The organism is uncultured Proteiniphilum sp. (assembly GCF_937873925.1).
Lineage (GTDB): Bacteria > Bacteroidota > Bacteroidia > Bacteroidales > Dysgonomonadaceae > Proteiniphilum.
The window spans coordinates 1-24296 of the sequence record NZ_CALNAT010000251.1 but is presented as its reverse complement, the minus strand read 5'-3'; the positions used below and the strand labels follow the sequence as shown (position 1 = coordinate 24296).

Genomic DNA, 24296 nt, shown 5'->3' with positions numbered 1-24296 from the left:
CGGATCTTCCCATCGCCGGAATCGACATCAAAATCAACTTTTTTGTTTAAGTTATCAATCAGTTACAGGAATGTGTAATACAGTTTATAGTGGCACATCTTGTTTAATATTAAAACATGACATTTAAAGAATTAACTATTATAGAGCCGGTATTGAGGGCTCTGAACGAAAAAGGACATACAATTCCCACACCAATACAACAACAGGCTATTGCCCCTGCTCTTGATAATCGTGATATCTTAGGATTGGCACAAACCGGAACGGGTAAGACCGCTGCTTTTGCACTCCCTATCATACAACAATTATATTTGAATAAATCTTACGGTAGGAAAAGGGAGATAAGGGCGTTGATATTAACACCGACCCGGGAACTGGCCATACAAATCAACGAGAGCCTGAGTGATTATACTCCCTATACAGGTATCCGCCATTGTGTAATTTACGGAGGGGTGAAGCAAAATGCCCAGGTAAATGAACTGAAACGGGGAATAGATATATTAGTGGCTACTCCGGGACGTTTGCTCGATCTGATGAACCAAAGGATTATCAGTTTACATGCCATCCGTCATTTTGTGCTGGATGAAGCCGACCGTATGCTGGACATGGGATTTATTCATGACATCAAACGGTTGCTACCCCAACTTCCAAAAGAAAAGCAAACCCTTTTCTTTTCGGCCACCATGCCTTCGTCTATAGTGGCCCTTTCACGCTCTATCCTGCATAATCCGGTTAGGGTAGAAGTGGCCCCAGTATCATCGGTGGTAGATACCATAGAGCAATATATCTATTTCGTAGAAAAACCGGAGAAAAAGGACCTGCTGATAAATCTGCTGAAAAAAGATAAAAAGAAATCGGTACTGATATTTTCCCGCACTAAACATGGAGCGGATAAGATCGCGCGGATACTCAGTAAGTCCGGAATAGGCAGTGCAGCCATTCATGGAAATAAATCGCAGAATGCCAGGCAACAGGCGCTGTCTGATTTTAAATCGCACAAAATACAGACCCTCATCGCAACGGATATTGCAGCCAGGGGAATCGATATCAATAACCTGGAGCTGGTCATCAATTATGATCTTCCAGATGTAGCCGAAACTTATGTGCACCGAATCGGACGCACGGGTAGGGCAGGGAATACAGGTACTGCGTTGACATTCTGTGCCGATGAAGAGAGGGATATGTTAAAAGACATCCAGAAGCTGACAGGAAAAACCCTTGTGGTGGCAAGCTGAACAAAAAGTATTCAATAAATAAAAACAAAAATATTTCAGGTATAAATATGGCTAAATCAATCTCGTATAACAAAAGAGACATAGAAAAGAAAAAACAGGAAAAACGATTAGAGAAACAGAAACGCAAAGAAGAACGTAAAGCCAATGCGGGCTCCGGCTCATTGGACGATATGATTGCTTATGTGGATGAAAACGGAGTTATTACCAACACTCCGCCCGATCCGGTAAAAAAACGGAAAATCGACATTGACAATATAGAGGTATCCACTCCTAAAAAGGAGGAAGTGGAGGAACCCGAACTCAAAGGGCGTGTGGAATATTTCAATCCTGATAAAGGATACGGGTTTATCAAGAATGCAGCCAATATGGATAAATATTTCTTCCATATCACCAGTGCTCCTGCCTCTATCGAGGAAGGAGATAAGGTTACATTTGAGTTGGAGCGTGGTAAAAAAGGCATGAACGCCGTTAATATTGTCCTCAAGGATTAAAGGATAACTGAACATGTGCCGTATGTGTTCGGTGATTTGTACGGTACTTGTTCAGTGCTTGTCCGATAATTTATAATGGACATCCCTTTGGGATTTTGATTTGCAGTAGTTTAAATTTGCGATTGTCTCTTAAGTACTCAATGAGTTTTTGATTAAGTTCGTAAGTGCAAAATTAATAAGTTATTGGGTATAAGCCATATTAAGTCTCGTCAAATATAATTATGTATTTCCGGAAGTTCTCAAAACTCTATCTTGTAACTGATATTCGGTATTATGCCAAATCCTTTTTCCTTTTTCACCTGGTCAGTATTTTCATTATATTGATAAAAATGCGCTCCCGTGTAACCCCCGATATTCAATACTTTCAAAGAGAATTCATGCGATAACTTTTTCTTGTTTATTTTGTAACTAACAGATACATCTCCATTGATCGCGGGATTGAATTTTTCAATAAAAGCCTTTGTTTCATCAAATACAATATCTTTTATCTCTTTACTTTTTTCTTCATCTATAGGAGTGTATCTGTCACCTCCCTGAAAAAACAGACGAACATTCAGATTGAATATATTCTGGCGCCGTCTTCCAACCAACCACTCTTTTCCGGAAAGAAAATTGAAGAGGTATCCTCTATCCAGGCGTGTATTCCGCCAAATACCATCACTACCCATATACTTTGATTTAAACAGGGAACCTGTCATCATATAATAAAATCCATTATTCATATATTTTTCCAATGTAACGTCCACACCGTAATTTCGTCCTTTACCCTCATTGACAAGTATTTTGTCGAGATAAAATGCCTGATGATTGATGACAGAAAACGGCGTTCCTTTTTCAATCGGGATATTGTATAAATACTGATAATAAGGTTCTATCTTCAGATGAAGCAATGGAGCTATTTTCCAGTCATACGTCAACCCGAAATGATGAGAACGTGAAAAGTCGAGATATCTATTCGATTCGGTCACGTTATTGATCTGCCTTTCCACAAAATAATAGTCCAGCTTTTCCCTTCTGCTATACATTCCATAAGAAACCGCAAACGAATGCCGGGGTTTTATATTCCATTTTAGTGCCAAACGGGGTTCTAAAGTCCAATTATCATTTAAAGTGAAAAATTGCGTGGTAAGACCTACACTTGCCGTCAAACGATCATTGATATCTATAATAGAAGAACTGAATGCGGAGAATACACTACTTTTTCCGCTTCCTTCTGAAATCCGTTCCATCGGCTTATCTAATCCGAAATCAGGACTGACCTTATAATCCAGATCATATAACAACCCTGTAAATGTAATACCTGTGCGATTGGTATGCCGGGCATTTATCTTTTTATTTATATAGCTACTGAATACAATATCCCATTTACGATTCAGAATATCAGCTACCTCTATTATTGATTGGCCGGTTTTCGTATGTTGATCCACATCACTATGATCTTGTGAATAAGTGGCCGCTATGGAAGATTTTATATTAGTACTTTCGTTCAATTTATATTTATGAGTGAATCCTCCGGCCATTTTTTCCAGTTTATATTCCGCGGCTTGCCTGTCTCCCTGAGTTTCCCATTTTTCACGATCTTCCGCCTCAAATTTGGAGCGGTCACGCAACCCCAATCCCCAGATCGAGAAAGTTCCTGCTTGCCGGGTCGGAAAATTGAATTTGAAAGATACATCCTGATACTTCATAGGGGTATCTCCTCCGGTTGCTAAAGACGTATTGGAAAAACGATAGTTAAAAATGTATGAACTACCGTATTTTTTATTGATCGGGCCTTCCGAAGCTAAATCAAAGCCTAATAATCCGGCCTGTAAGGTATGTTCATATTGCTGGTTGTTACCGTTTCTCATATACATGTCGAAAACGCCCGATAATGCATTGTTATATTCTGCGGGAAAGACCCCGTTATAAAAATCGGAGTTTCCCATAATCTGACTGCTGAGAGCGGAAAGAAAGCCTCCACCCAGTCCCATCAGGTCCGCAAAATGTGTCGGATTGGGAATTTCCACGCCTTCTAATTTCCACTGGATAAATTGCGGAGAATTACCTCTTATGGCAATCGCATTTGATCCTACATCGCCGGCAACTCCCGCAAAGGCGGCGACTAAACGGGCCGGATCATCAAAACCGTTAGCAAACCTTCCGGCTTCTTCCATACTGATCATCCGTCCGCCTGTCAATGCCATTGGATTTAAAGGTGCGTCTTTATTTAATTGGGGTAGGATGACTACTTCATTCAATCTTTGTACTTCCTCCTCAAGAGAAATTTCCAATGTTATTTCTTTGGAAGAACTGACCGGTATTTCAGGAATAATCTTCGTCTTATACCCCATATATGAAATCCGGATATTGTATCTTCCGACCGGAACCCGGTTTATCCTGAAACGGCCTACACTATCTGTCGTATTGCCAATCGCTGTATTTTCCAATAAAACCGATGCAAATTCTATTGGAATCCCGGTGTCGGAATCTACCACTCTTCCCCGAATTGTCTGTGTCGGTTTGTTTTTATTATCTTCTCTTTTTTCCGTGTTTTCAGGGGAAATAATGACATGATATCCTTTTATTTTGAATGTGTTTCGAGTATCTTCCAATATCTGCGTCAAAGCATTTTCAATCGTCACATTTTTCAGAGACAGAGAAATTCGTTTTTCCGTGTCCAGCATAGATTGTTCATAGGCAATACTGTAATCTGTTTGTTGTTCGATCAGGGAAAAGGCTGCCTTTATAGGAATATTTCGTTCCTGTATAGTGATTTTTTTGTTATGGTTCTGGGCATTCCCATAATAAGGAAGGGAAAGAAACAGAATAATAATGGCCTTGTTAAGGTATCCGGGAAAGTTTATTCGATTCATTTTATTATTTTTGTATTGTTGATGTTTCATTTGACTATTCAATTACATTAGACTATTCCTGCGTTCGGCAAAACGAGTAAACTCGTTCTGCTCTCTCTTAACGGAATAGTTCCGTTGAATGTATTTCAATGTTCGGAACCGGAGAGAGGGTCTCAAGCTGCTTTCCGGTTCTTTCTGTTATAACTGTGTTCAAAAATCGATTATTATACCTGCCATATACATATTTTCCCAACGTTTGGTAAGGGGATTATATCCATATTGCATGCCGGTTTTAATTTTGATATTTTTGGCTATATTGTAGGATAAATTTGTTTGTATTTCAGACTGGTAAAATCCTGCCGGAGACATTACCGGATATTTCTTATAATATCCTGAAAATTCAAGCGATAATTTGCGGTTTAGTTTGTAATTCATTTCAATATCAAGGTCTTTAGTCCCATTTGGGAAAGATTTGCCTACATCCATGTAATTGTATCTCTTATTTTCCAGCGTAATCCCTTCTATTGGTTTCCAGATAAAAGATTTATCAAATAGTATTGTATTTGTATATGGTTTAAAGATGGGTAATTCCAATAGCTTATTTTCAAAATTCATATCAAGAGAAAATTGCGATAAATCGTGATCAGGCATAAATTTCTCTATATTCGGAGATTGAAATTCATTGGAAGAGGGACCAATTTTCTCAAGCCAGAAACCCACCTCATTATATTCTTGTGCGGATGCAGCAGCAGATACCATCAAGCAGGTTATAATATAAAGCCAATATTGCATACGTTTCATTCTTTTGACAATATTATCTTATTCTCTTGGTTTCGATAACTAAAGCCGACAATGTCCTGAAGAATACCAAGGATCTCTTCCAGATTTTCATTCTTTAAAAATTTGACTGTATACAATTTCGATACAGGTACGGTAGTGTTGTCCGATATGGAAACATCAAACTTCCTCTCCAATACCTGTAAGATTTCAGGCAACGATGCATCGCTGAATATCAACTGTCCGTTACGCCAGGCATCAGTCTCATCGGTCGAAATTTCAGTAATATTTATTTTCGACGTGTTTTTATGGTAGGTTAATTGTTCGTTCGGCTTCAAAACACGAGGATTATTCGTACCCGTATGTATTTCGACTTTTCCGGAGGCCAGGGTCGTAATTACCCGCTCGTCCTCTGGATACGCTTTGACATTAAATTGAGTGCCGAGGACTTTTACAGATATATCTTCCGTTTGCACGACAAAGGGTTTCGATTGATCTTTTCTGACGGAGAAATAAGCTTCTCCATCAAGATAAACAATACGTTGATCTCTGAACTTCTTCGGATATTTTAAATTGGTTCCCGCATTTATCCAGATTTCGGAACTATCAGGGAGGAATACATGCTTTTCTTCTCCATAGGCTGTATGGATCTCTACAAGAATATTTTTTACCGATGTGTAATAGAAGTATCCACCTGCGATCAAAAATACAGGGATCAGGATAGCGGCTATATGGGATACTTTTTTGTATAACGGAATATTTTTCTTTCGTTGCGGGTAGCCGATTCTTTCATTGACACGTTCCAAAGCCGAATAGGTGTCCGGATTGATTTCACTCTTCAATTCATTCCAGTATTCAAAAGAAGCATGTTCTTTTTCTTCATTATTCCTATCCTCAATTATCCACCGTTGAACCTTTTCTTCTGTTTCATCAGGAAAACGTTCTGATAAAAACCGTTTGAGGATTTTTGATATACTATTTTTATTCATTCTGTGGCTTTTACTATATATACAAGCAAAAGGCAGAAACCTCAATAAGAAAATGAACATTTTCGTTAAGCAATACGGGCAGGAGGCAAACTTGTTTGCATTATGCCGTTGCGAGAATTAACAATCGAGGAGCAAAGGCGACTCAAAATGCCTAAATTTATTAAACCATTTCGTCAGGCTAAATGAGCATAAGATAAGTTTGCATATCCTATGCCATAGCCAGAACTATTTGGTTAAGTGAATACAGAGACAAAACTTGTTTTGACTATGTTGAGCGTAGAAATAGTGCAATAAAAATTGAAATAGTCTAATGAAATTGAAGTTTTTTTGGGAAATATTTTAAAGTAGGGTAGTAAAGAACACGGAAATAGCTTTTCTGATTTCTTTTAAAGCAAGGCTTAACTGACTTTCTACTGTTCTTTTTGTGGTACGTAACTGTTCTGCGATTTCAGAATTACTCAATCCCTTATTTCGGCTAAGTATATAAATTTGTTTCCGTTGTTCCGGCATTTTTTCCACTATCTCATCAATCAATAATCCAAGTTCCTTTGCGATGAGATCCTCTTCCGAAGAAGGAGTGCTTTCAACTTCTTGCAGATTGTTGAGATATGTTGCTTGTACGTATTTGTGCTTTAGAAAATTGATGGCTGTATTTCGGGCAATGGTGTGCAGATAGGAATTAAACGATTTAGAGGTGTCAATAGCCTGGCGATTGATTCAAAGGTTTACAAACAGATCTTCGGCTAATTCTTCCGCATCGGCTTGGGATTTGATATATCCGTTTATAAAAGCCTTTGTCTTATTGTAATAGGCGATAAAGACAACTTCAAAGGATTTATGATCTCCATCCCGCAAAGCTTCAAGTGTTTTTATGTCAATATTATTGCCCATCAATCAATGCTATCCGATAATGTAGCAACAAAAGAACTAATTATTTATTAGATAAAAAATTTCTTTTCGAAAATGTTAAGAAAACAGGATTGTAATTATCTCTTTTTATGAGGGATTGCAGTTTCATAACCGGCTTGAATGTTGCCATCCGTTTTAACGATCCGGATTTTCAAGCCGAATTCCTGAGCTTGTTCATACACTCCATTACCAGAGGATATTTTTTGTGAACAATATTTAAATAACTGGCTATCACTATTTAAATAACTGATTATCACTGTGATTCTTATTTAATCTGACTTAAATATCCGTCTCCTTTGAGGCGTTTGAAATAAAAATTAAAGTTACTCTCTCGCGATCTATTACGCAATACTCAAAAACAATGATTTTTCAGCAGTAAATTAATGTGTTTTGGGATAACAGGCATAACAAATAGATACAAGGTAAGGTATCAATTCAATCCCTTATCCGTCTTTTGATTTCCTCAACCGGATTTCAACACGTATCTTTGCAGCCTGAAAAAATAAAACAAGATATGGTATTAGTTGACGGATTAGCCGTAGAGTTCGGAGGAGCGGCATTATTTTCGGACATCTCTTTTGTTATAAATCCCAAAGACCGCATTGCTCTGATGGGTAAAAACGGTGCGGGAAAATCCACATTGCTGAAAATTCTGGCAGGTGTGCGGGAGCCGACCAAAGGGAGGGTTTCCATGCCCAAGGATTTCACCATTGCTTACCTTCCGCAACACCTGATGACCGAAGATGAACGCACTGTTTTCGAAGAAACAGCGCAGGCTTTTTCGCATATCCAACAGTTGGAGGAGGAGATTGAGCGTATCAACAGCGAACTTACCGTACGTACCGATTATGAATCGGACGAATATATGCAACTCATTGAACAGGTTACCGCATTGAGCGAAAAATTTTACGGCATCGAAGAGATCAACTACGATGCTGCCGTGGAAAAAACGCTGCTCGGATTAGGATTCGTACGGAGCGATTTCAACCGGATGACGTCGGAATTCAGCGGCGGCTGGCGCATGCGCATCGAACTGGCAAAAATCCTTTTGCAGGATCCCGATCTTATTTTGCTCGACGAGCCGACCAACCACCTCGATATCGATTCCGTTGAATGGTTTGAAGATTTTCTCATCAACAGCGCCAAAGCGGTGGTTGTCATTTCGCACGACCGTGCGTTTGTAGACAACATTACCAACCGCACCATCGAAGTTACCATGGGGCGTATTTACGATTACAAAGCTACCTACTCGCATTACCTTGGGTTGCGGAAAGAACGCCGCGAACAGCAGCAAAAACAGTACGACGACCAACAGAAAATGATTGCCGAAACCAAAGAGTTTATCGAACGGTTTAAAAGCACGTATTCGAAAATGTTACAGGTGCAGTCGCGTGTAAAAATGCTGGAAAAACTGGAGTTGGTGGAGGTGGATGAAGTGGATACGTCAGCCCTGAAACTGCGATTTCCTCCGGCTCCACGTTCGGGAAGCTACCCCGTTACTGCAGAAAATGTAAGCAAATCGTACGGCAAAAAACTGATTTTCAACGATGTGGATTTCACCATCGAACGGGGCGAAAAAGTGGCATTCGTCGGCCGCAATGGGGAAGGGAAGTCCACGCTAGTAAAATGTATCATGGGCGAAACCCCTTTCGGCGGGAATTTACAATTGGGACACAACGTGAAAATCGGCTATTTTGCACAAAACCAGGCATCGCTTCTGGATGAGGAATTGACCGTTTTTCAGACCATCGACGATATTGCCGTCGGCGATATCCGAACGAAAATCCGGGACATTCTGGGCGCGTTTATGTTTGGACGGGAAGATATCGACAAGAAGGTAAAAGTCCTCTCGGGTGGCGAGCGCACGCGTCTGGCCATGATAAAACTGTTGCTCGAACCGGTAAACCTGCTCATTCTCGATGAGCCGACCAACCACCTCGACCTGAAAACCAAAGATATCCTGAAACAGGCGCTGATCGATTTCGACGGAACGCTGATTGTTGTGTCGCACGACCGCGATTTTCTGAACGGTTTGGTGAAAAAAGTGTACGAATTCGGCAACCAAAAAGTAACCGGACACCTCGAAGATATCTATGGATTCCTGGCTAAAAAGAAGATGGGGAACCTGCGGGAAATAGAGCGGAAATAAATAAGGGATTGTTTCTCGATTTATTGAAAATCATTTGTCCGCGGTCAGTCCCTTTTCGCAATTTTTTGCGTTCTTCTTCGGGTAGTTGAAACACATGTTTGCATTCGTCGGAGCAGCATCCGTGCATCCCCGCAGCACATTTCCCGCATTGGATAAATAACAGGTGGCAACCTTCGTTTTTGCAGTTGGTATGTATGTCGCAGGGCGCACCGCACTGGTGGCAGCGGGCAATCACATCCTCCGAGATACGTTCGCCCAACCGCTCGTCGAATACGAAATTCTTCCCGGTAAACTTCACCGGAAGGTTTTCTTCACGCGCTTTGCGAACGTATTCAATAATGCCGCCTTCCACATGATACACGTTTTTGAATCCGTTATAAAGCATATAGGCGCTCGCTTTTTCGCAACGGATGCCGCCCGTGCAGTACATCACAATGTTTTTGTCCTTGTGCTCTTTCAGCATTTCCACTGCCATTGGCAACTGCTCGCGGAAGGTATCGGAAGGTACTTCAATCGCATTTTCAAAATGCCCCACTTCGTATTCATAATGGTTGCGCATATCCACGACAATCGTATCGGGATGTTCCGTGATTTCGTTATACTCCTGCGCTTTGAGGTACTTTCCCGTTTTGGAAGGGTCGAATGCCGGATTGTCGATACCGTCGGCAACCACTTTGTTGCGTACTTTCATGCGTAGTACCCAAAACGATTTGCCGTCATCGTCCACCGCCACGTTCAGGCGGATGCCGTTCAACGCCCGGTCGGCGGCATACAGCATATCACGGAAAGCATCTTTATTGCTTTCGGGTACGGAGATTTGCCCGTTAATCCCTTCCTTCGCAATATACACGCGGCCGAACACCCTGATGGCGTCGAATCGGGCGTAAAGGTTGTCCCGGAATTGTTGCGGGTCAGCAATACGGAAATATTTGTAGAACGATATCGTAATGCGGGGTTCGGTTTCCTGCAACATCTGCAATTTAAGCGCTGAGTTGGAAATACGGTTATGGAGTACTGGCATGATAAACAAACGGTTTTAAAAGACTATTTTCATTGGACGAGGTGCAATCCTATCGGTTTGAGCTGCGCCGGACATGAAAATAGCCGGATGAAATTGAACATTTTCGTTAAGCTAAACATAAACATGCACGTCTGAAATACAACAAGAATGTCTAATGTTTAGTTTATTTGCCATAAGAGTTTTTTCAAACGGCACGGCTTACTCTCTTCATTGAAATTTTACTCATATTCTTTATAATTTTTCGATTTTAATTGATCTGGTATAAAGTTGTAGATTATATCTATTTTGGAGAGGTCACTAACCTTAATCATCATTTCCATACTATTATGTTATTCTATTGAATTTTATCACAAAACGGGCATATCCTCTAAGAGCTTTAAAGAAAGATGAAATTGATAATATCCTTGATCTAAGATAATGCGTACTTTCAGTATATGACAGGTAAAAGGTATTACACCAAATGGTTATTCCACAATCCATAGCCGGAATTCGGATGCCCGGTTCTTACTCACATATATCCTCTCGGGGATTCCGGTATCAAGGGTCAGTAACAACCGGTTGTCAAACCAGATGGTGATATCTTTCACGCTTTTCTTTGCTACGATAAATTGTTTATTCGCCCGGAAGAATTCTTTCGGGTTTAATGTCGACATGATGCTGTCGAGCGTTTTCCGGTATGGGTAACTTTCCCCGTTACGCATAAACACCTTCGTGTCATCGGACGAGGTATAGAAACAGGATACCTGGTCGAGCGACAAAGGGAGTAGTTTATCGTTAATAGGGATCAGGAGCCTTTCCGGGTAGCCTTGTACAAGGCTCAGATCCGGCATTTTAGACAAGTACCGGTAAATTTCTGTACGACCCAGGTTATGGTATTTATCCAAAGCCCGTTTTAAATATACGGGATCGATGGGTTTCAGGATGTAATCGATACTGTTTACCCTGAATGCCTCGATCGCATATTCATCATAAGCCGTAATGAATATAATGGGAATTTCTACCGTGACAGCCGAAAAAATATTGAATGCAGAGCCGTCCGACAGATGGATATCCATGAAGATCAGGTCCGGTGGATGGTTTTTTCCCAACCATCGGACCGTTTGGGATACACTTTCAGTAATTCCGGCGATTTCTATTTCCGGGGCAAGGTCGGCCAATATGGTTCTTAGGTTGTCGACCGCAACCGTTTCATCTTCTACGATCAATACCTTCATACGATCTTTTCCTTTAATGGTAAGAACACCCGGAATATCCCGCCGTCGGTTTCAATCCTGACCTCGCTGTCAAGCAGCAGTGAAAAACGGCTGATCAGGTTTGAAAGCCCTATCCCGCTTTCGGTAGGCGGGTTCAGTTTCTTCTGTATCGGATTTGAAAATACCAGCTCATCCCGTTCATTCAGTGCAATGGAAACCACCATCGGATTCTCACTGTCGATCATGTTGTGTTTGATCACATTCTCCAGTAACGGAAGAAAGGAGAGTGCCGGTATCAGCAGGTTGCGCTTGTTCTGGGGGATATCTATCGCAAACGACAGTTTGTCGGCATACCGTACTTCCTGCAGGTAGCGGAAGGAATCCAGAAAACCGATCTCCTCCTCCAGTTGCACGAGCCCTTTCCTGTCGCTCCGTAGGATGTACCGGAATACGTTCGACAGTTTGTTGATGTATTCAAGAACTGTCTCCTTGTCCCGGTTGCGCACCAATGCCGCTAATCCGTTCAGCGAATTGAAGAAAAAGTGCGGGTTGATCTGGTTCGTCAGCGCTTCGCAGCGACTCTGGAGGTTGTCGAGTTTCAATTGTTCGATTTCATGTTCTTTTTCCCGCTGTTTTATGTAGAGCGTATAAATATAACCGAGCAACAGGCAAAGCGCACATATCACGATAAACTGGAAAATCAGCAACCCGCTGAACTGGTCCAGGTTTGTATCGGTAATCCTGGATATGGAAACGTACAAAGCATAAGCCACGCTCGTCAACAGGACGGAAACCGCGATTCTCCTGGAAAAAAGGGCCTGGTCCATCTTCCGGATATTGGTCCATACCAGCATCCAGATCAATGAACTGAAAAAGAGATAGCGGAATATAAAAAAACCGAAATTCGCCAGGTATTCAGCACTGTACTTTCCCCATAGCTTGACCATATTGGGATAAACGATAAACAGCCCGAATATCAGGCTCAGCATCATCAAACGTTTGTTGGACAGTTTTGTGATCAGTTCCATCGTAATGCATCCTTTTTTACAAAAGTAAGAATTTTCTCAGACCCGTTCTTAAAAACACCCGGATTTAAAGCTTTGATAATTTCGTCCATACCGCTGTTTTTTTCGTTTTAACGGAAAAAGCGGTTTGTTGAACGCCGATATGCTGCAATTTTGTAGCAATGAAGATGTTTTTAGGTGAAATCAATCAGAACAAAGAACTATGAAACGAGCATGAACATCATTACACCCCTAAACATGATTATTGCGAGTTCCATACACCTTGATGTAAAAAATGAAATAATCGTATGAAAATATTTTTACTATCCTTTTTGATGTTATTTTATTTTCTGTCTCTTTCGGCTAATCAGGGAAGCGTCCGGGGAAAAGTAGTGGATGCCGGAACGCGGGAAAATCTCTCCTATGCCACGGTCAGCGTTGAGGACGCCCGTACCAATGCCCTGGTCGGAGGCGTACCGACCGACGAAAGCGGTGAATTCAGGATTGATAACATAGAGAACGGCACTTACATTCTCCGCATTTCCATGATCGGTTTTACAACGCTGGAAAGAAAATTCACCATATCCGCTTCCCGGCCGGACGTCAATTTCCGGACCCTTCAACTCTCCGAAGATGTGCAGATGCTCGATGAAGTGGTCATTGAAGGCATACAATCCCAGATGAGGTTCGAAATAGACCGGCGGGTGTTTAATGTTGCGCAGAACATCGCATCCACCGGAGGTTCCGCCAGCGACGTGCTGGCAAATATCCCCTCGGTGGAAGTCGATCCCGAAGGGGAGATCTCTTTACGCGGAAATGCCAGTGTAACCATCTGGATAAACGGCAAGGCATCCGGCCTGTCGGCAGATAACCGTGCCCAGGTGCTGGAACAACTACCGGCGGAAAGTATCGAACGGGTGGAACTGATCACAAACCCTTCCGCCAGGTATAATCCCGAAGGTACTGCCGGGATCATCAATATCGTCCTGAAACGGGATCGCAAAGCCGGATATTACGGCAGCATACAGGCCGGGGCAGATACCCGCAACGGCTATAACATGAGCGGCAACATCAATTACAGCAGCGGAAAGTTCGAATCCTACCTGAATATCGGTCACCGTGTGCGCGAAAGGGAAGGGCAGGGGTATACATACCGTAATTATATCGATGGCTCCGGAAATACACAATCATACCTTAACCAGATCAGGAGCGACAAAGAACGTGAATGGCCTTATTTCGGGCGTGCCGGTATCACGTATCATCTCACCACGAAGGACCATTTCAGTATCAATACGTTCGGATTGCTCGATTTTGAAAAGGAAGACGACAGCATGGATTACAGCAGCAATGTCCCGGGTTCGTTTGTCCGGAGCTTCCGGCTTTCGGAGAATGAAAACACCATGAAGATGGGAAATGTGGAATTCAATTACAGAAGGGATTTCAGTGAGAAGAGCAATCTGGATCTGACCGTTTCCTACCATACAATGGATCGTGAGGAAGAATCCCGGTTTACCCAGGAGTCCGAATTTGCCGATGGAAGCGAGAGCAGTTCCTACCAGTTTCAGCAATCCGACAATGATTCGAGGTCCTGGGAGATACAACTCGATTATGTCACCGAATTCGGGCGGCAGAACAAGGTCGAAGCCGGTTACAAGGGAGATCTGTCAAGGACGGAAAGCCCGGTGGAAACCGTTTCGGGACCCACCGGGGAATCCGCTGTGTTCGATGAGGACCTTTACAATTTCTTCCGGTATAACCAGGATGTGCATGCCTTGTACGCCACCTACTCGAAACGGATCGGTAACTTCGGATTCCAGACGGGATTAAGAGGCGAATATACCCGGATGGATACCAAATCCCTGGCATACGGCGAAACAGATGGCAAGGTAGCCCCTTATGAAAATGATTACCTGAGTCTTTATCCCAGTGCTTTCCTATCCTACACATTACCCGGGAATAACGAACTCCAGTTGAATTACACCCGGAGGGTTTCCCGCCCCCGCAGAGGGCAGTTGAACCCTTTCATGAACGTAATGGATTCCACCAATATCACGTACGGTAACCCGTACCTTACGCCGGAATATTCCAATGCGCTGGAACTGAACTATATCAAAAGCTGGGATAATCACATGTTATCCACTTCGCTGTATTACCGGAATACGGCCGATGTGATCCAGCGGATCAACTATCTGAACGCCGATAACATCCTGATGAGTACGCATGCGAATGTGGCGAAAACACAGTCTGCGGGCGTGGAGTTCATTGTCAAGAACAACCTGTTCCGTTTTCTGGATCTCACTTCCACCCTCAATCTCTATTACAATAGCCTCTCCGGTTTCAGTTATCTTCCTCCCGGCGCACAGGAGCCGGTAACGGGAGAAGCTGATGACGATTTTTCCTGGAACGGGCGCATCGTAGCCAATGCTGCCCTGCCGTACGACATCACCATGCAGGTTACGGGAAATTACAATTCCAGGCAGATCGTCTCACAGGGTTACATGAAGCCGAACGGGTCGGTTGATATCGGTTTCCGGAAGTCATTCCTCAACCGGGCATTGCATCTGACACTCAACGGACGCGATATTTTTGAGACCCGGAGAAGGGTTACGGTCACTTCCGGCGCCGGATTCCAGCAGGAGAATATGTTCAGGGTCTCGGGAAGAACCATCGGGCTGACCCTTACTTATTCTTTCGGCAATATGAATGGCAACCGGAATAATGATCGCCAGGAGCCCATGATGGACGACGAAGAATTCTGAATTTACCCACATTGCCATATTGTGCATTATGCCACTCTACGTCCCAATTGTCGTTCCCCGCGGTAAAGGGAATAAGGAATATGTATCTTTATGTCTGGTTTACAAATTTTAATGAGTTATTAGCCCTCTTTTTTTATTTTAGAACTTTACGACTTTCTATATCCTGAAGCACCTGCATCTGTTTTCCATTAAGTATTTTACACTGACTCTAAACTATTCAGACCAGCCTGACTTTTAATTATGTCGAATTCGACATAATTAAAATCGGGATTATACACGTTTTAAATTACAGCTATAAAATTACGATGTTAGCGGGTCGGTATTTTTTCAATTTCTTTCTCAAATTCGGTCGGATTTAAGATTTTTGCTGTTTTAAACGGATTATGTTCCAACAAATCTTTATCTCCTGTAACCAAATAATCTGCTTTTGAGTAATCAATCAAATCCAACAGAAAATTGTCTTTCGGGTCTCGATTGATAAAATGTGTAGGTTTTATCTCTACTTTTTCAGCGATTGTTTCTAAAAGTTCAATCAGTTCTTTAACGCTTTCTTTTGGGAAATACTTTTTAAGCTTTTCCCTGCTTGTAACAATCTTGATTTCTGATAAAAGTTGCTCTGTGGTAACAATCAAAATACTTCCGTCGGAAATATGTCGCTTAATTTTCGACAATCGTTTTCCAATCAAGAAACTAATCCAAACATTGGTGTCAAAGATGACTTTAACCGTTTTGCTTTTCATAAATTTCTTGTCTTACGCTTTCAACTTCGCTGTCAATATCACTTAAATCCAAGTCATTTGTTTTGAATGATTTAAGAAGTTTTGTCAATTTTGTATCGATAACGTCTTTTTCTAACTCTTTGGTGAGTCTTATTTTATCTTTTTTCGGCAAGCGTTTTACCAAAGATAAAACTTGATCAAATGTTACTTCTAATTGTAATGCCGTTTTCATAACTCGATTATTTTTTTCAAAGATACAAAATTCTATCGAATTTCCAGTTTTCAAAATCTCTGATGTTTACGTTTTATCAGGATCACCATCAGATTTTATTTTGTTATTTCATCTATTTCTCAAATAATTTGTTATATAATTGTGCTTATATCCATAATTGATACCGTTAAATCGTATGTATTATGTGTTTTTACGCAATTACACAGATAATAAGAATCCTTGGTATCCGCAACTATTTAAAAGAGAATGGGTTTTATAAACTAAAATCTGTCTACGAAGCGTACGAGTTGAATGGGTAATTGATTTTATACCTTCTGTCGTCTCCATCCAATTACTTTTACTCCGTCTGAATAGTGTGACAGGGTGGGTGGGTGGTCCGCAAAATGTACGTCGCCAATTTTGTAACTTAAGTTTAGTGTCTTAATATTTACGTTCTTCAATGTCCATTCTTTATGATGAATATCGTAACGGTAAATTTTATTATCCTTGTCAAGATACAAGCAGTAGCGTTCTGTCAACCACTTGTCCAGTTCCGTTTTATGATCTAATTCCTGTTTAATTTCAAACTCTGCATTAAAGGTAAAATCTCTTCGGATATTATTTGAGGAATAGGTTTTGTTCGTCCGATTGATATTAAATTTTTCGTAGGGAAGTCCTGATATTGTTTTTGCAATAAATGATGAAAGTGATTTTCCTGCTCCAATGCTCAAAAAATAAACTCCTTTTTTATCATTGTGGTCTATGTATGTCCTTAAATTTATTCCGTCAAAGTTAGATATATAATCAATTGAGGGTAAAAACTTAGGTCTGGTTTTTTCCATCGTAAAAGCGACTAAGGAAATGTAGCAGTTGCCTTCAAAGGTGTCGATGAGTAAATCCGAAGGAACGCATTTTCTTAAAATATCAAATGGGATTGTCCAATGTAAAAATAATGCATTGTTCCACTCTTGATAATAAATCCATGGACCATCCGGAAGTTCAAAAGGCCTGTGAGAAGTGTCCGCTAATATGTCTTGAATAAATTTCATTCGTTATTGTTCGTTCAGTATAGTCACTTTATCCGATAATGGCGTAAAGATATGAAATAATTTTTAAAAACTTGTAAGCCAATATGCTAATGTGGGAATTAGTTTCTATTCATTGCTATGTGCTAATTGTAAATACGATTATCGCCTTTGCTAATGATGCCGGAGGAGAACTAAACCGTTCTTGTCACAATACCGTTTACCTCCAGATCCCCTTAACTCTTTGGACAACATTCGCGGAGTGATTTTGTTAATACGCTACTAAAGTATATTGGTATACATAAGTCTAGTAATTAATATTATATACCAAATATAGCTGATTTTGCATCATCATACACCCGGTAGTCCACAGTCAACAACCGCCAGTGGCTCAATATAAACTTTATTCTTTCTTCTTTATTTCTTTTTTTATATTTGTCCTCTCAAAAAGGAAATAAAGATTGAAAATCTTCCTTATAATAAGGAAATAAATATTCAATATTGCATGCTTTATATAAGATAACTTGGGAAAAAAGCGCTACCTGAACCTTACGATGGTAACGAAATCAATAAAGGCATTTGTATGATCATTTAAAACAATTATTCCATGAAAATATGGAAAGTGAAAGAAATGATTGAATTTCTCATTTTTGCCAATCAGGCTGAAAAAAAATATGAAAATATCATTATCCGAATTTGAACATCAAATAGATGAAATTATCCTGAAACGAGGTCTCCAATATTATAGGGAGGGACATATCAGCCATATAGAAGAGCTTGGTGCAGGAGAGTATGAAGCTTCGGTTGAAGGATCGGAGGATTACACAGTCAATCTGACTATAAGAAATGGGATCGTAGAAGATTATAGATGCGATTGCCCGTATGATATGGGACCGGTATGCAAGCATATAGCAGCAACTCTTTTTTATTTACAAAAGGATTATATCGATATTGACAATATACCGGTGTCAAAGAAAAAAATATCCGTCACAAGTTCTCAACCGAAGAAGGAAACCATACCCGAACAAATAGAAGAAATCCTGACGGCCTTGTCCGATAATGATTTAAAAGGTTTTATCCGGCAGGCTTGTAAAAGCGATAAAGAATTCAGGTTTCGATTCCTTACAAAATTTGCCTACATTAATGCTCCGGCCTCTGCATCCAAAGAGTTTTATAAAAGCCAGATTCAAGACCTGGCCGATGTTTATTCGGGTCAGTATGGTTTCATTGCATATCGGGAGGTGGGAGAATTCAGTAGGGCTGTGTCTGAGATGTTAGATGATTCCAGGAGAAATATTGAAAACAAAAAATACAAAGATGCTTTATCTGTTATTTTTGCTGTATTGGAAGAGGTCACACCAGTGTTGAACTCTGCTGATGACAGTGGCGGTTATATCGGAGGCTGTATTGAAGAGGCTATCAGGCTTCTTGACACGCTTGTTGATGAAAATATGGATGAATCATTGCGTATTGATATTTTTAATCAACTTGTCACTACCTATGGGAGTGGAAAATTAGACGGTTGGGACTGGAAATTTGATCTGATATCTTTTGCGATCCGTCTGTTGAAAACTTCTCAGGAGAAGGAACAAATCAAAGCAATTATAAATAAGATCAAACCCACCGGAAAAAGTTGGGACTGGGATTACAGGAAGGCACAGGAATTGATGCAGGAACTGTTGTTAAAAACGGAAAGCGAAGGGGCCGTTATACAATATCTGAAAGAAAATATTTCCAATCCCGATTTCAGAGAAAAGCTGATCGGGGAAGCAATAAGGGCAAAAGATTATCAATATGCGCTTGAATTAACGCATGACGGCATCGCAAAAGACGACAAAGAATTCAGCGGATTAGCCGACAAATGGAGGGAATACCAATTGGATATCTACCAGAAGCGGGGTGACAATGAAAATACAATTCGCCTGGCCCGCTATTTCGTAATGAATAGGAATGGATACTCCCAATCGCTGAAATATTACTATGACCTGTTAAAAAAGACAATCCCTGCTGACTCATGGGATAAATACCTTGAAAATATAATTGCTGAGATTTTCAAAAAAGGGAAGTGGGTGGATTATGAGAAGCTTGCTTCTTTCTATATCTGGGAAGAATATTGGGAGCGGTATCTATCCCTGTTGCAGAAAAATACCACCTTATCCCGGATAGAAGCTGCGGAAAAACATTTGGGTGCTTTATATCCGGAGCAACTGGTAACTCTTTATGACACTCAACTCCGGTCTTTTGTTGAGAATAATATAGGACGGTCGCACTATAAAGATGCGTGCCGTTATATGCGGAGAATGAAAAAATTAGGCGGCAGCCAGATAGTTGATAAACTGATCGGGGATCTGAGAATCCAATATAAGAACAGGAGAGCATTGCTTGAAGAATTAACGAAAGTATAGCTGGAAGATATTTCAAAGCAACGGATAAGAGTATTTCATGTGTATTGACCTTGACTCATGCTTACTGAATAAGTTACAGCTATTCTGGATTTAAGTGATAAGGGTTTCTCCACTTTTTTAAAAAGACCCTTCATTTACTACTTACACACTTCAGGGGATAGTGTCGTTATTTTATGGTTTGATGCACCATCTTCTTTATCTACATGACAATAGTATATCGAACACCCGATCTCTCAAATTACGGGCGACAGTGATTTTATACTGACCAATAACCAATGTATTGCCATCAATACCCTGCACGTGATGCGTATTGACAATATAAGAACGGTGCACTTGCAAAAAGTTTTTCTGCGGTAGGATATCAAGTAATTGTTTCAATGCCATCCGAACTACTTCTTTTGAGCCTGCTGTATGAATCAAAACATAATTTTCCATGCTCTCAATGAACAGGATGTCATTTAGGACCACCTTCTTTAATTGCTTATCTGTCCTTACAAAAATATGCTTCTGGTCATCAACATGTTGCTCTTGCCCAATCAGGTTATGCACCTTATTGACAGCTTTCAGAAAACGGTCAAACGAAATAGGCTTTAAAAGATAATCGACCACATCTAACTCATATCCATCTATTGCATAACGATCATATGCAGAGGTGATAATCACTTTAGGGGGATTACGGAGACTCGACAATAGCTGGAGGCCGGACATATAAGGCATCTCAATATCCAGAAAGAGCAAGTCCGGCTGTACGGTCTTCAACATATTATTCAGTTGAATAGCATCTTCGCACTCACCGACTAAAGTCAGAAAGTCAATCTTATCCACGTATTCGGTCAGTCCGGCACGGGCAGTCGGTTCATCATCTGTTATAATACATTTTATTTCCATATCAATCTTTTTCGGGTTTAATCCGTAATTCGGCCGAATATGTATTTACTGTCTGAGTCAGCTTTAATTCGTGTGCCGAGGGGTACAAAAGTTCCAGCCTCCTTTTCAGATTCTCAATGCCTATGCCTTCTTTTCTTTTTTCTTCATCCTTCAGGTCGGCTATTGAATTTTCCAACGTAAAACAGATCGCTTCTCCTTCGAGCTTAAAGGATAACCAAATCCGATACTCCCCTCCTACATATTTAAAGGCATTCTCCAGAAGAGGCTGAAACAGTAAGGGATGTATCTTCTGTTCGGACAAAAAAGAATCGTAATCGGCTTGCAGTTGCAGGCGTTTGCTGACTCGCTGCTTCTGAAAACTAATATAAGATTGTATAAAGCTGATTTCCTCTCCGACCGTTACAATCTTGTTCACATTGTATAACTGATAACGTAACAGTTCGGACAATAGCTCAATACTTTTACGGGCTTCCTCTTCCTTTGTCTGGAAATAAATCGTATTCAAAGCATTAAACAGAAAATGAGGATGATATTGGGCTTTCAGGTATTTGAGTTCGGTGTCTAAGTTTTCATTCCGAACCTTCTCCAACAGCAAGGCTTGTTCAATGAAATTATTGTTTATCATATCGCTCCGTACCATGGAATAATAAAGTAGAGCAATCGGAATACATATTACATTGGCAATCATGTAATCAATAATCCCATTACCCATATAGAGAACGCCGATACGCTCTCCAATAAACATCACCACGTTTAGCCCGACAAATAGCGATATGAACGTTTTAAGGTATTCATTTTGAAACAAACCTCGTTTCGGTATATCATATTTCCTGTTCAGAAACCGAAGGCCCCAGATAATATCAAAAGCATAACATATACCGATTACAACCAACTGCGACACAATATGCTGGCTAAGAGAACCGGTCCAGAAACCTTCGTTCTTGGTCAGGTCGGTAACTGCCCGCAGTGCGTTAAACATCACGACGCCAAGGAAGAAGGGCATCACCCACCGGAAAAAGGTATCTTTCTTTATTATATTCATCAGTATCACAAATTTAATCTTTTGCTTTCTTCTAACCTATTGTTTTGTCGTGAATCTTTTGTTGCACTTCCTGAATTGAAGCGCCAGATAAATAACACGCCTGCCATCCTGGTATCCGTTTTCTCCTTGTACCAGCCTTTTGTTGATCCAACCAAATCAATATGCACACGGTTTGTCGCAAAGATATCATCAATACTGAACTGAACAGAGGCCTTGTTCTTAAATATGTTTTTTCTGACTCCGGCTGAAACCTGGCCAAGAGGATGTACGCGTGCCTGTCCTTCTGCCATCCGTCCGTTGTAAAATCCTGTTATCTCTGCTGTCCACCCATAGGGTAAACTCATTTGATTACTAACATGTACCATAGGTGTCAGAGCCTCATTGACTTCTTCCGTGTCGTTTAACGCCCAATTAAACCGGTTGTATGTCAATGTCCCGTTTACATGTATTGTCCACCAGGAAAAAGGCTTCATATTATTCAAAGACAAACGAACCCGATAGGCATGGTTTGTCTGCAAATTTTTCGGGGTAACAATAATAAGTTGATTTTCTTTTATGATATAACTCTTGGCTATAGGGTCTGTCCGACGGCTGTATTGAAGGTTAAGCCCATATTGTTGTCTGAAGAAATATGACAATTCAAAATTGTCGGAGAATTCGGGTTTGAGTTCTGTATTTCCCTGTTCACGTGTATAGGTGTCATTTATTTCAGTAAAAGGATTTAGATCCCTGTAATTTGGTCGGTTAATGCGGCGACCATACATGAATGATAATAAATGATTTTCGGATAATTTATATTGGGTAATCAGATTGGGAAACAGATTTGTGTAGTGATTTGAAAAAAGCGAATCTCCTTTTTCGGTTAAGTCTGTTTGCCGGCTTTTGACATTCGTATTCTCTAAACGTAATCCGGCATCAACAGATAAAGACGGCAAAATAGTCGTTTTCAATTTTACATAAGCCGCATTGATGTTTTCATCATAAAAGAAACTATTACTCAACTGTGTATTATTCATCCATTCATCGTCATAGTAGTTCCTATACAATGCTGTACTGCCAATAGAGATAAAGGCTGTTTTCGCACCTGCATCTAAAGTTGTCCGTTCGGAAAGTGGATAGGTAATATTTGTTTGTCCGGTGTTAATATCAATATCGCCATCCATATTTCCGGTTAGCAAATCGTTGTCCATACTTGTGGAAGATGTTTCAAAACGACTACTTTGCGATTGGTTATTTTCTCTTCCAAAACGCTGGAAATCGAAAGAAACATCCCACTTTCCTTTTTCTCTGAAAGCATATAGCAAGCTTGTTCCACCGGTAAAATTCGAATGTTTAACCTTTAACACATTCCATGTTATTCGTAATGAATCCTCAGTTGATGAAGAAATAAAAAACCTCGAATCAGTAGTTTCATGCTTTCCCCACTCGTACCAGTTTGCCGTAATGTAAGCATCCAATGTGATTCGGTCAGACAATTCATAGCCTGCTCCACTACGTATAAAATGAGATTTATGACGCATTTGCCGGTCGGCGGTCATTCGTAGTGTCAATATATCCGACTCTTGACTTTCAGTCAGAGGATAATATCTCTCTGAAACCATATCCATATAGTTCTTGCCCCAATTATAGGAATAGTCTGTATAGAAATTCAATCTGTTCCCACGCATGGAGAAGTTTATGCTTTCATATCCTTTTGCGCGCTTTCCTTGTTGATAATTAGAATAGACCGAAAGATTAACTCCCTGTATCTTCACTTTCTTGGTCTGAATATTGATCAAACCCGAATTACCGGACGCATCGTAACGGGAAGACGGATGTGTGGTCAGTTCAATCTTGTCCACCGAAGTGGACGGAATAGACCTGAGCAGGTTCGCCAGATTTTCCCCGGACAAATAAGTTAGTTTATCGTCTATCAGCACATTCACTCCCGCTTGCCCGTACAAATAGATAGAACCGTCCTCACGCACCAGGACACCGGGAATATTCTTCAGCACATCAAACGCGTTGCTCTTGGACGCCGCCAGCAAAGAAGAAATATTAACAACCGTTTTCCCTGCCTCCAGTTCTATCTGTTTTTTCTCAGCCGTAACCACCACATCGGGCAACATATGCACATCTTCTTCCATAACTACTGGCGAGAGGATCTGCTTCTTCCCACCTTCAATCAATATTGGCCTCATTTGTTTTACATAGCCCAACATGGCTATTTCCAACAAATAACGACCGCGCGGTACATCAAGGAAGTTATATTTACCGGACAAATCCGTCACCGTACCAGAGACATACGAAGAATCAGCAGCATTCAATAATAACAAAGTAGCATTTTCCTGCGCCACACCCTTATTGTCCTCTACAACGCCCGACAATACAACCTGACCGGTTTGAGCATTAAGCTTCAGAAAAACAACAAAACAGAGCGCAAAAATCAAAATTATTCGTTTCATCTTTTTTTAGACAAAACTATATTCCGAAGTCAGCGAGGCAAAATTATTGTGATGAACGGTAGTTTTTCATTGACGAATGATCAGAAACAAGATACATCAACAAAAAAATGAAAATATCAAAATATCAAGATAAACTCTAATAAAACTCTGACGGATCTAACTGGATTATCCTAACGAATCTAAAGAAACTCCAAAGATCGAGTA

At 40.7% G+C, this 24296-nt stretch carries 17 protein-coding genes and 1 pseudogene; 5 read left to right on the top strand and 13 right to left on the bottom strand.

From position 1 onward, the window contains the following. Window positions 1-116: 116 nt before the first annotated feature. Together Q0502_RS17750 and Q0502_RS17745 are read left to right on the top strand one after the other, a co-directional pair. Complete coding sequence (locus Q0502_RS17750; RefSeq protein ID WP_298653712.1) at window positions 117-1232, top strand: DEAD/DEAH box helicase; 1116 nt, start codon at window positions 117-119, stop codon at window positions 1230-1232. A 47-nt stretch (window positions 1233-1279) separates the two neighbouring features. Continuing rightward, a complete protein-coding gene (locus Q0502_RS17745) occupies window positions 1280-1723 on the top strand; it encodes a cold-shock protein (RefSeq protein WP_298653711.1) in 444 nt (147 codons plus the stop codon). 239 nt (window positions 1724-1962) lie between these two features. Here Q0502_RS17745 and Q0502_RS17740 read toward each other — a convergent pair whose 3' ends face one another. From Q0502_RS17740 to Q0502_RS17725, 4 genes and pseudogenes are all read right to left on the bottom strand, one after another. Next, a complete protein-coding gene (locus Q0502_RS17740; RefSeq protein ID WP_298653710.1) occupies window positions 1963-4578 on the bottom strand; it encodes a carboxypeptidase-like regulatory domain-containing protein in 2616 nt (871 codons plus the stop codon). Between the two features lie 189 nt (window positions 4579-4767). Continuing rightward, window positions 4768-5358, bottom strand: coding sequence for a hypothetical protein (locus tag Q0502_RS17735; protein ID WP_298653708.1), 591 nt, complete (start codon window positions 5356-5358; stop codon window positions 4768-4770). Next, complete coding sequence (locus Q0502_RS17730; protein WP_298653707.1) at window positions 5355-6323, bottom strand: FecR family protein; 969 nt, start codon at window positions 6321-6323, stop codon at window positions 5355-5357. The genes Q0502_RS17735 and Q0502_RS17730 overlap by 4 nt, the downstream gene beginning before the upstream one ends. A gap of 339 nt (window positions 6324-6662) precedes the next feature. After that, window positions 6663-7214: pseudogene (locus Q0502_RS17725) on the bottom strand (RNA polymerase sigma-70 factor). Window positions 7215-7746: 532 nt separating this feature from the next. Here Q0502_RS17725 and Q0502_RS17720 point away from each other — a divergent pair. Beyond that, a complete protein-coding gene (locus Q0502_RS17720) occupies window positions 7747-9381 on the top strand; it encodes an ABC-F family ATP-binding cassette domain-containing protein (protein WP_298653705.1) in 1635 nt (544 codons plus the stop codon). On the opposite strand, the gene Q0502_RS17715 is transcribed toward Q0502_RS17720, so the two are convergent. The 3 genes from Q0502_RS17715 to Q0502_RS17705 form a co-directional block, all read right to left on the bottom strand. Then, window positions 9338-10402, bottom strand: coding sequence for a rhodanese-related sulfurtransferase (locus Q0502_RS17715; RefSeq protein ID WP_298653704.1), 1065 nt, complete (start codon window positions 10400-10402; stop codon window positions 9338-9340). The two genes, Q0502_RS17720 and Q0502_RS17715, sit on opposite strands and share 44 nt — an antisense overlap. Before the next feature lie 464 nt (window positions 10403-10866). Further along, complete coding sequence (locus tag Q0502_RS17710; protein ID WP_298653702.1) at window positions 10867-11616, bottom strand: LytTR family DNA-binding domain-containing protein; 750 nt, start codon at window positions 11614-11616, stop codon at window positions 10867-10869. After that, window positions 11613-12623: a histidine kinase gene (locus Q0502_RS17705; RefSeq protein ID WP_298653701.1), complete on the bottom strand. Its 1011-nt coding sequence runs from the start codon at window positions 12621-12623 to the stop codon at window positions 11613-11615. The genes Q0502_RS17710 and Q0502_RS17705 overlap by 4 nt, the downstream gene beginning before the upstream one ends. 284 nt (window positions 12624-12907) lie before the next feature. On the opposite strand from Q0502_RS17705, the gene Q0502_RS17700 reads away from it, so the two are divergent. Continuing rightward, a complete protein-coding gene (locus tag Q0502_RS17700; RefSeq protein ID WP_298653700.1) occupies window positions 12908-15358 on the top strand; it encodes a TonB-dependent receptor in 2451 nt (816 codons plus the stop codon). Between the two features lie 308 nt (window positions 15359-15666). On the opposite strand, the gene Q0502_RS17695 is transcribed toward Q0502_RS17700, so the two are convergent. From Q0502_RS17695 to Q0502_RS17685, 3 genes are all read right to left on the bottom strand, one after another. Further along, complete coding sequence (locus Q0502_RS17695; protein ID WP_298653699.1) at window positions 15667-16098, bottom strand: putative toxin-antitoxin system toxin component, PIN family; 432 nt, start codon at window positions 16096-16098, stop codon at window positions 15667-15669. Next, entirely contained in the window at window positions 16079-16309 is a 231-nt protein-coding gene (locus tag Q0502_RS17690; protein WP_298653698.1) for a hypothetical protein, read from the bottom strand. Before Q0502_RS17690 ends, Q0502_RS17695 begins: the two co-directional genes overlap by 20 nt. Window positions 16310-16614: 305 nt before the next feature. Continuing rightward, window positions 16615-17337, bottom strand: coding sequence for a DUF2071 domain-containing protein (locus Q0502_RS17685; RefSeq protein ID WP_298653697.1), 723 nt, complete (start codon window positions 17335-17337; stop codon window positions 16615-16617). 650 nt (window positions 17338-17987) lie between these two features. Here Q0502_RS17685 and Q0502_RS17680 point away from each other — a divergent pair. Further along, window positions 17988-19718, top strand: coding sequence for an SWIM zinc finger family protein (locus tag Q0502_RS17680; RefSeq protein WP_298653696.1), 1731 nt, complete (start codon window positions 17988-17990; stop codon window positions 19716-19718). A 195-nt stretch (window positions 19719-19913) separates the two neighbouring features. On the opposite strand, the gene Q0502_RS17675 is transcribed toward Q0502_RS17680, so the two are convergent. The 3 genes from Q0502_RS17675 to Q0502_RS17665 are packed head-to-tail and all read right to left on the bottom strand — an operon-like array spanning window position 19914 to window position 24092. Next, window positions 19914-20606 (bottom strand): LytTR family DNA-binding domain-containing protein, encoded by a 693-nt coding sequence (locus Q0502_RS17675; RefSeq protein WP_019540717.1) that lies wholly within the window; start codon window positions 20604-20606, stop codon window positions 19914-19916. Window position 20607: 1 nt separating this feature from the next. Continuing rightward, window positions 20608-21648, bottom strand: a complete 1041-nt coding sequence (locus tag Q0502_RS17670; RefSeq protein WP_298653695.1) for a histidine kinase — start codon at window positions 21646-21648, stop codon at window positions 20608-20610. Between the two features lie 5 nt (window positions 21649-21653). Then, a complete protein-coding gene (locus Q0502_RS17665) occupies window positions 21654-24092 on the bottom strand; it encodes a TonB-dependent receptor (protein ID WP_298653693.1) in 2439 nt (812 codons plus the stop codon). Between the last annotated feature and the right edge of the window lie 204 nt (window positions 24093-24296).

Bases quoted from the DNA above. Each gene is read 5' to 3' on its own strand.
- Q0502_RS17730 (WP_298653707.1), bottom strand. From the start codon at position 6,323: ATGAATAAAAATAGTATATCAAAAATCCTCAAACGGTTTTTATCAGAA.
- Q0502_RS17685 (WP_298653697.1), bottom strand. From the start codon at position 17,337: ATGAAATTTATTCAAGACATATTAGCGGACACTTCTCACAGGCCTTTT.
- Q0502_RS17680 (WP_298653696.1), top strand. From the start codon at position 17,988: ATGAAAATATCATTATCCGAATTTGAACATCAAATAGATGAAATTATC.
- Q0502_RS17665 (WP_298653693.1), bottom strand. From the start codon at position 24,092: ATGAAACGAATAATTTTGATTTTTGCGCTCTGTTTTGTTGTTTTTCTG.
- Q0502_RS17695 (WP_298653699.1), bottom strand. From the start codon at position 16,098: ATGAAAAGCAAAACGGTTAAAGTCATCTTTGACACCAATGTTTGGATT.
- Q0502_RS17735 (WP_298653708.1), bottom strand. From the start codon at position 5,358: ATGAAACGTATGCAATATTGGCTTTATATTATAACCTGCTTGATGGTA.
- Q0502_RS17740 (WP_298653710.1), bottom strand. From the start codon at position 4,578: ATGAATCGAATAAACTTTCCCGGATACCTTAACAAGGCCATTATTATT.
- Q0502_RS17670 (WP_298653695.1), bottom strand. From the start codon at position 21,648: ATGAATATAATAAAGAAAGATACCTTTTTCCGGTGGGTGATGCCCTTC.
- Q0502_RS17715 (WP_298653704.1), bottom strand. From the start codon at position 10,402: ATGCCAGTACTCCATAACCGTATTTCCAACTCAGCGCTTAAATTGCAG.
- Q0502_RS17675 (WP_019540717.1), bottom strand. From the start codon at position 20,606: ATGGAAATAAAATGTATTATAACAGATGATGAACCGACTGCCCGTGCC.
- Q0502_RS17750 (WP_298653712.1), top strand. From the start codon at position 117: ATGACATTTAAAGAATTAACTATTATAGAGCCGGTATTGAGGGCTCTG.
- Q0502_RS17710 (WP_298653702.1), bottom strand. From the start codon at position 11,616: ATGAAGGTATTGATCGTAGAAGATGAAACGGTTGCGGTCGACAACCTA.
- Q0502_RS17690 (WP_298653698.1), bottom strand. From the start codon at position 16,309: ATGAAAACGGCATTACAATTAGAAGTAACATTTGATCAAGTTTTATCT.
- Q0502_RS17745 (WP_298653711.1), top strand. From the start codon at position 1,280: ATGGCTAAATCAATCTCGTATAACAAAAGAGACATAGAAAAGAAAAAA.
- Q0502_RS17705 (WP_298653701.1), bottom strand. From the start codon at position 12,623: ATGGAACTGATCACAAAACTGTCCAACAAACGTTTGATGATGCTGAGC.
- Q0502_RS17720 (WP_298653705.1), top strand. From the start codon at position 7,747: ATGGTATTAGTTGACGGATTAGCCGTAGAGTTCGGAGGAGCGGCATTA.
- Q0502_RS17700 (WP_298653700.1), top strand. From the start codon at position 12,908: ATGAAAATATTTTTACTATCCTTTTTGATGTTATTTTATTTTCTGTCT.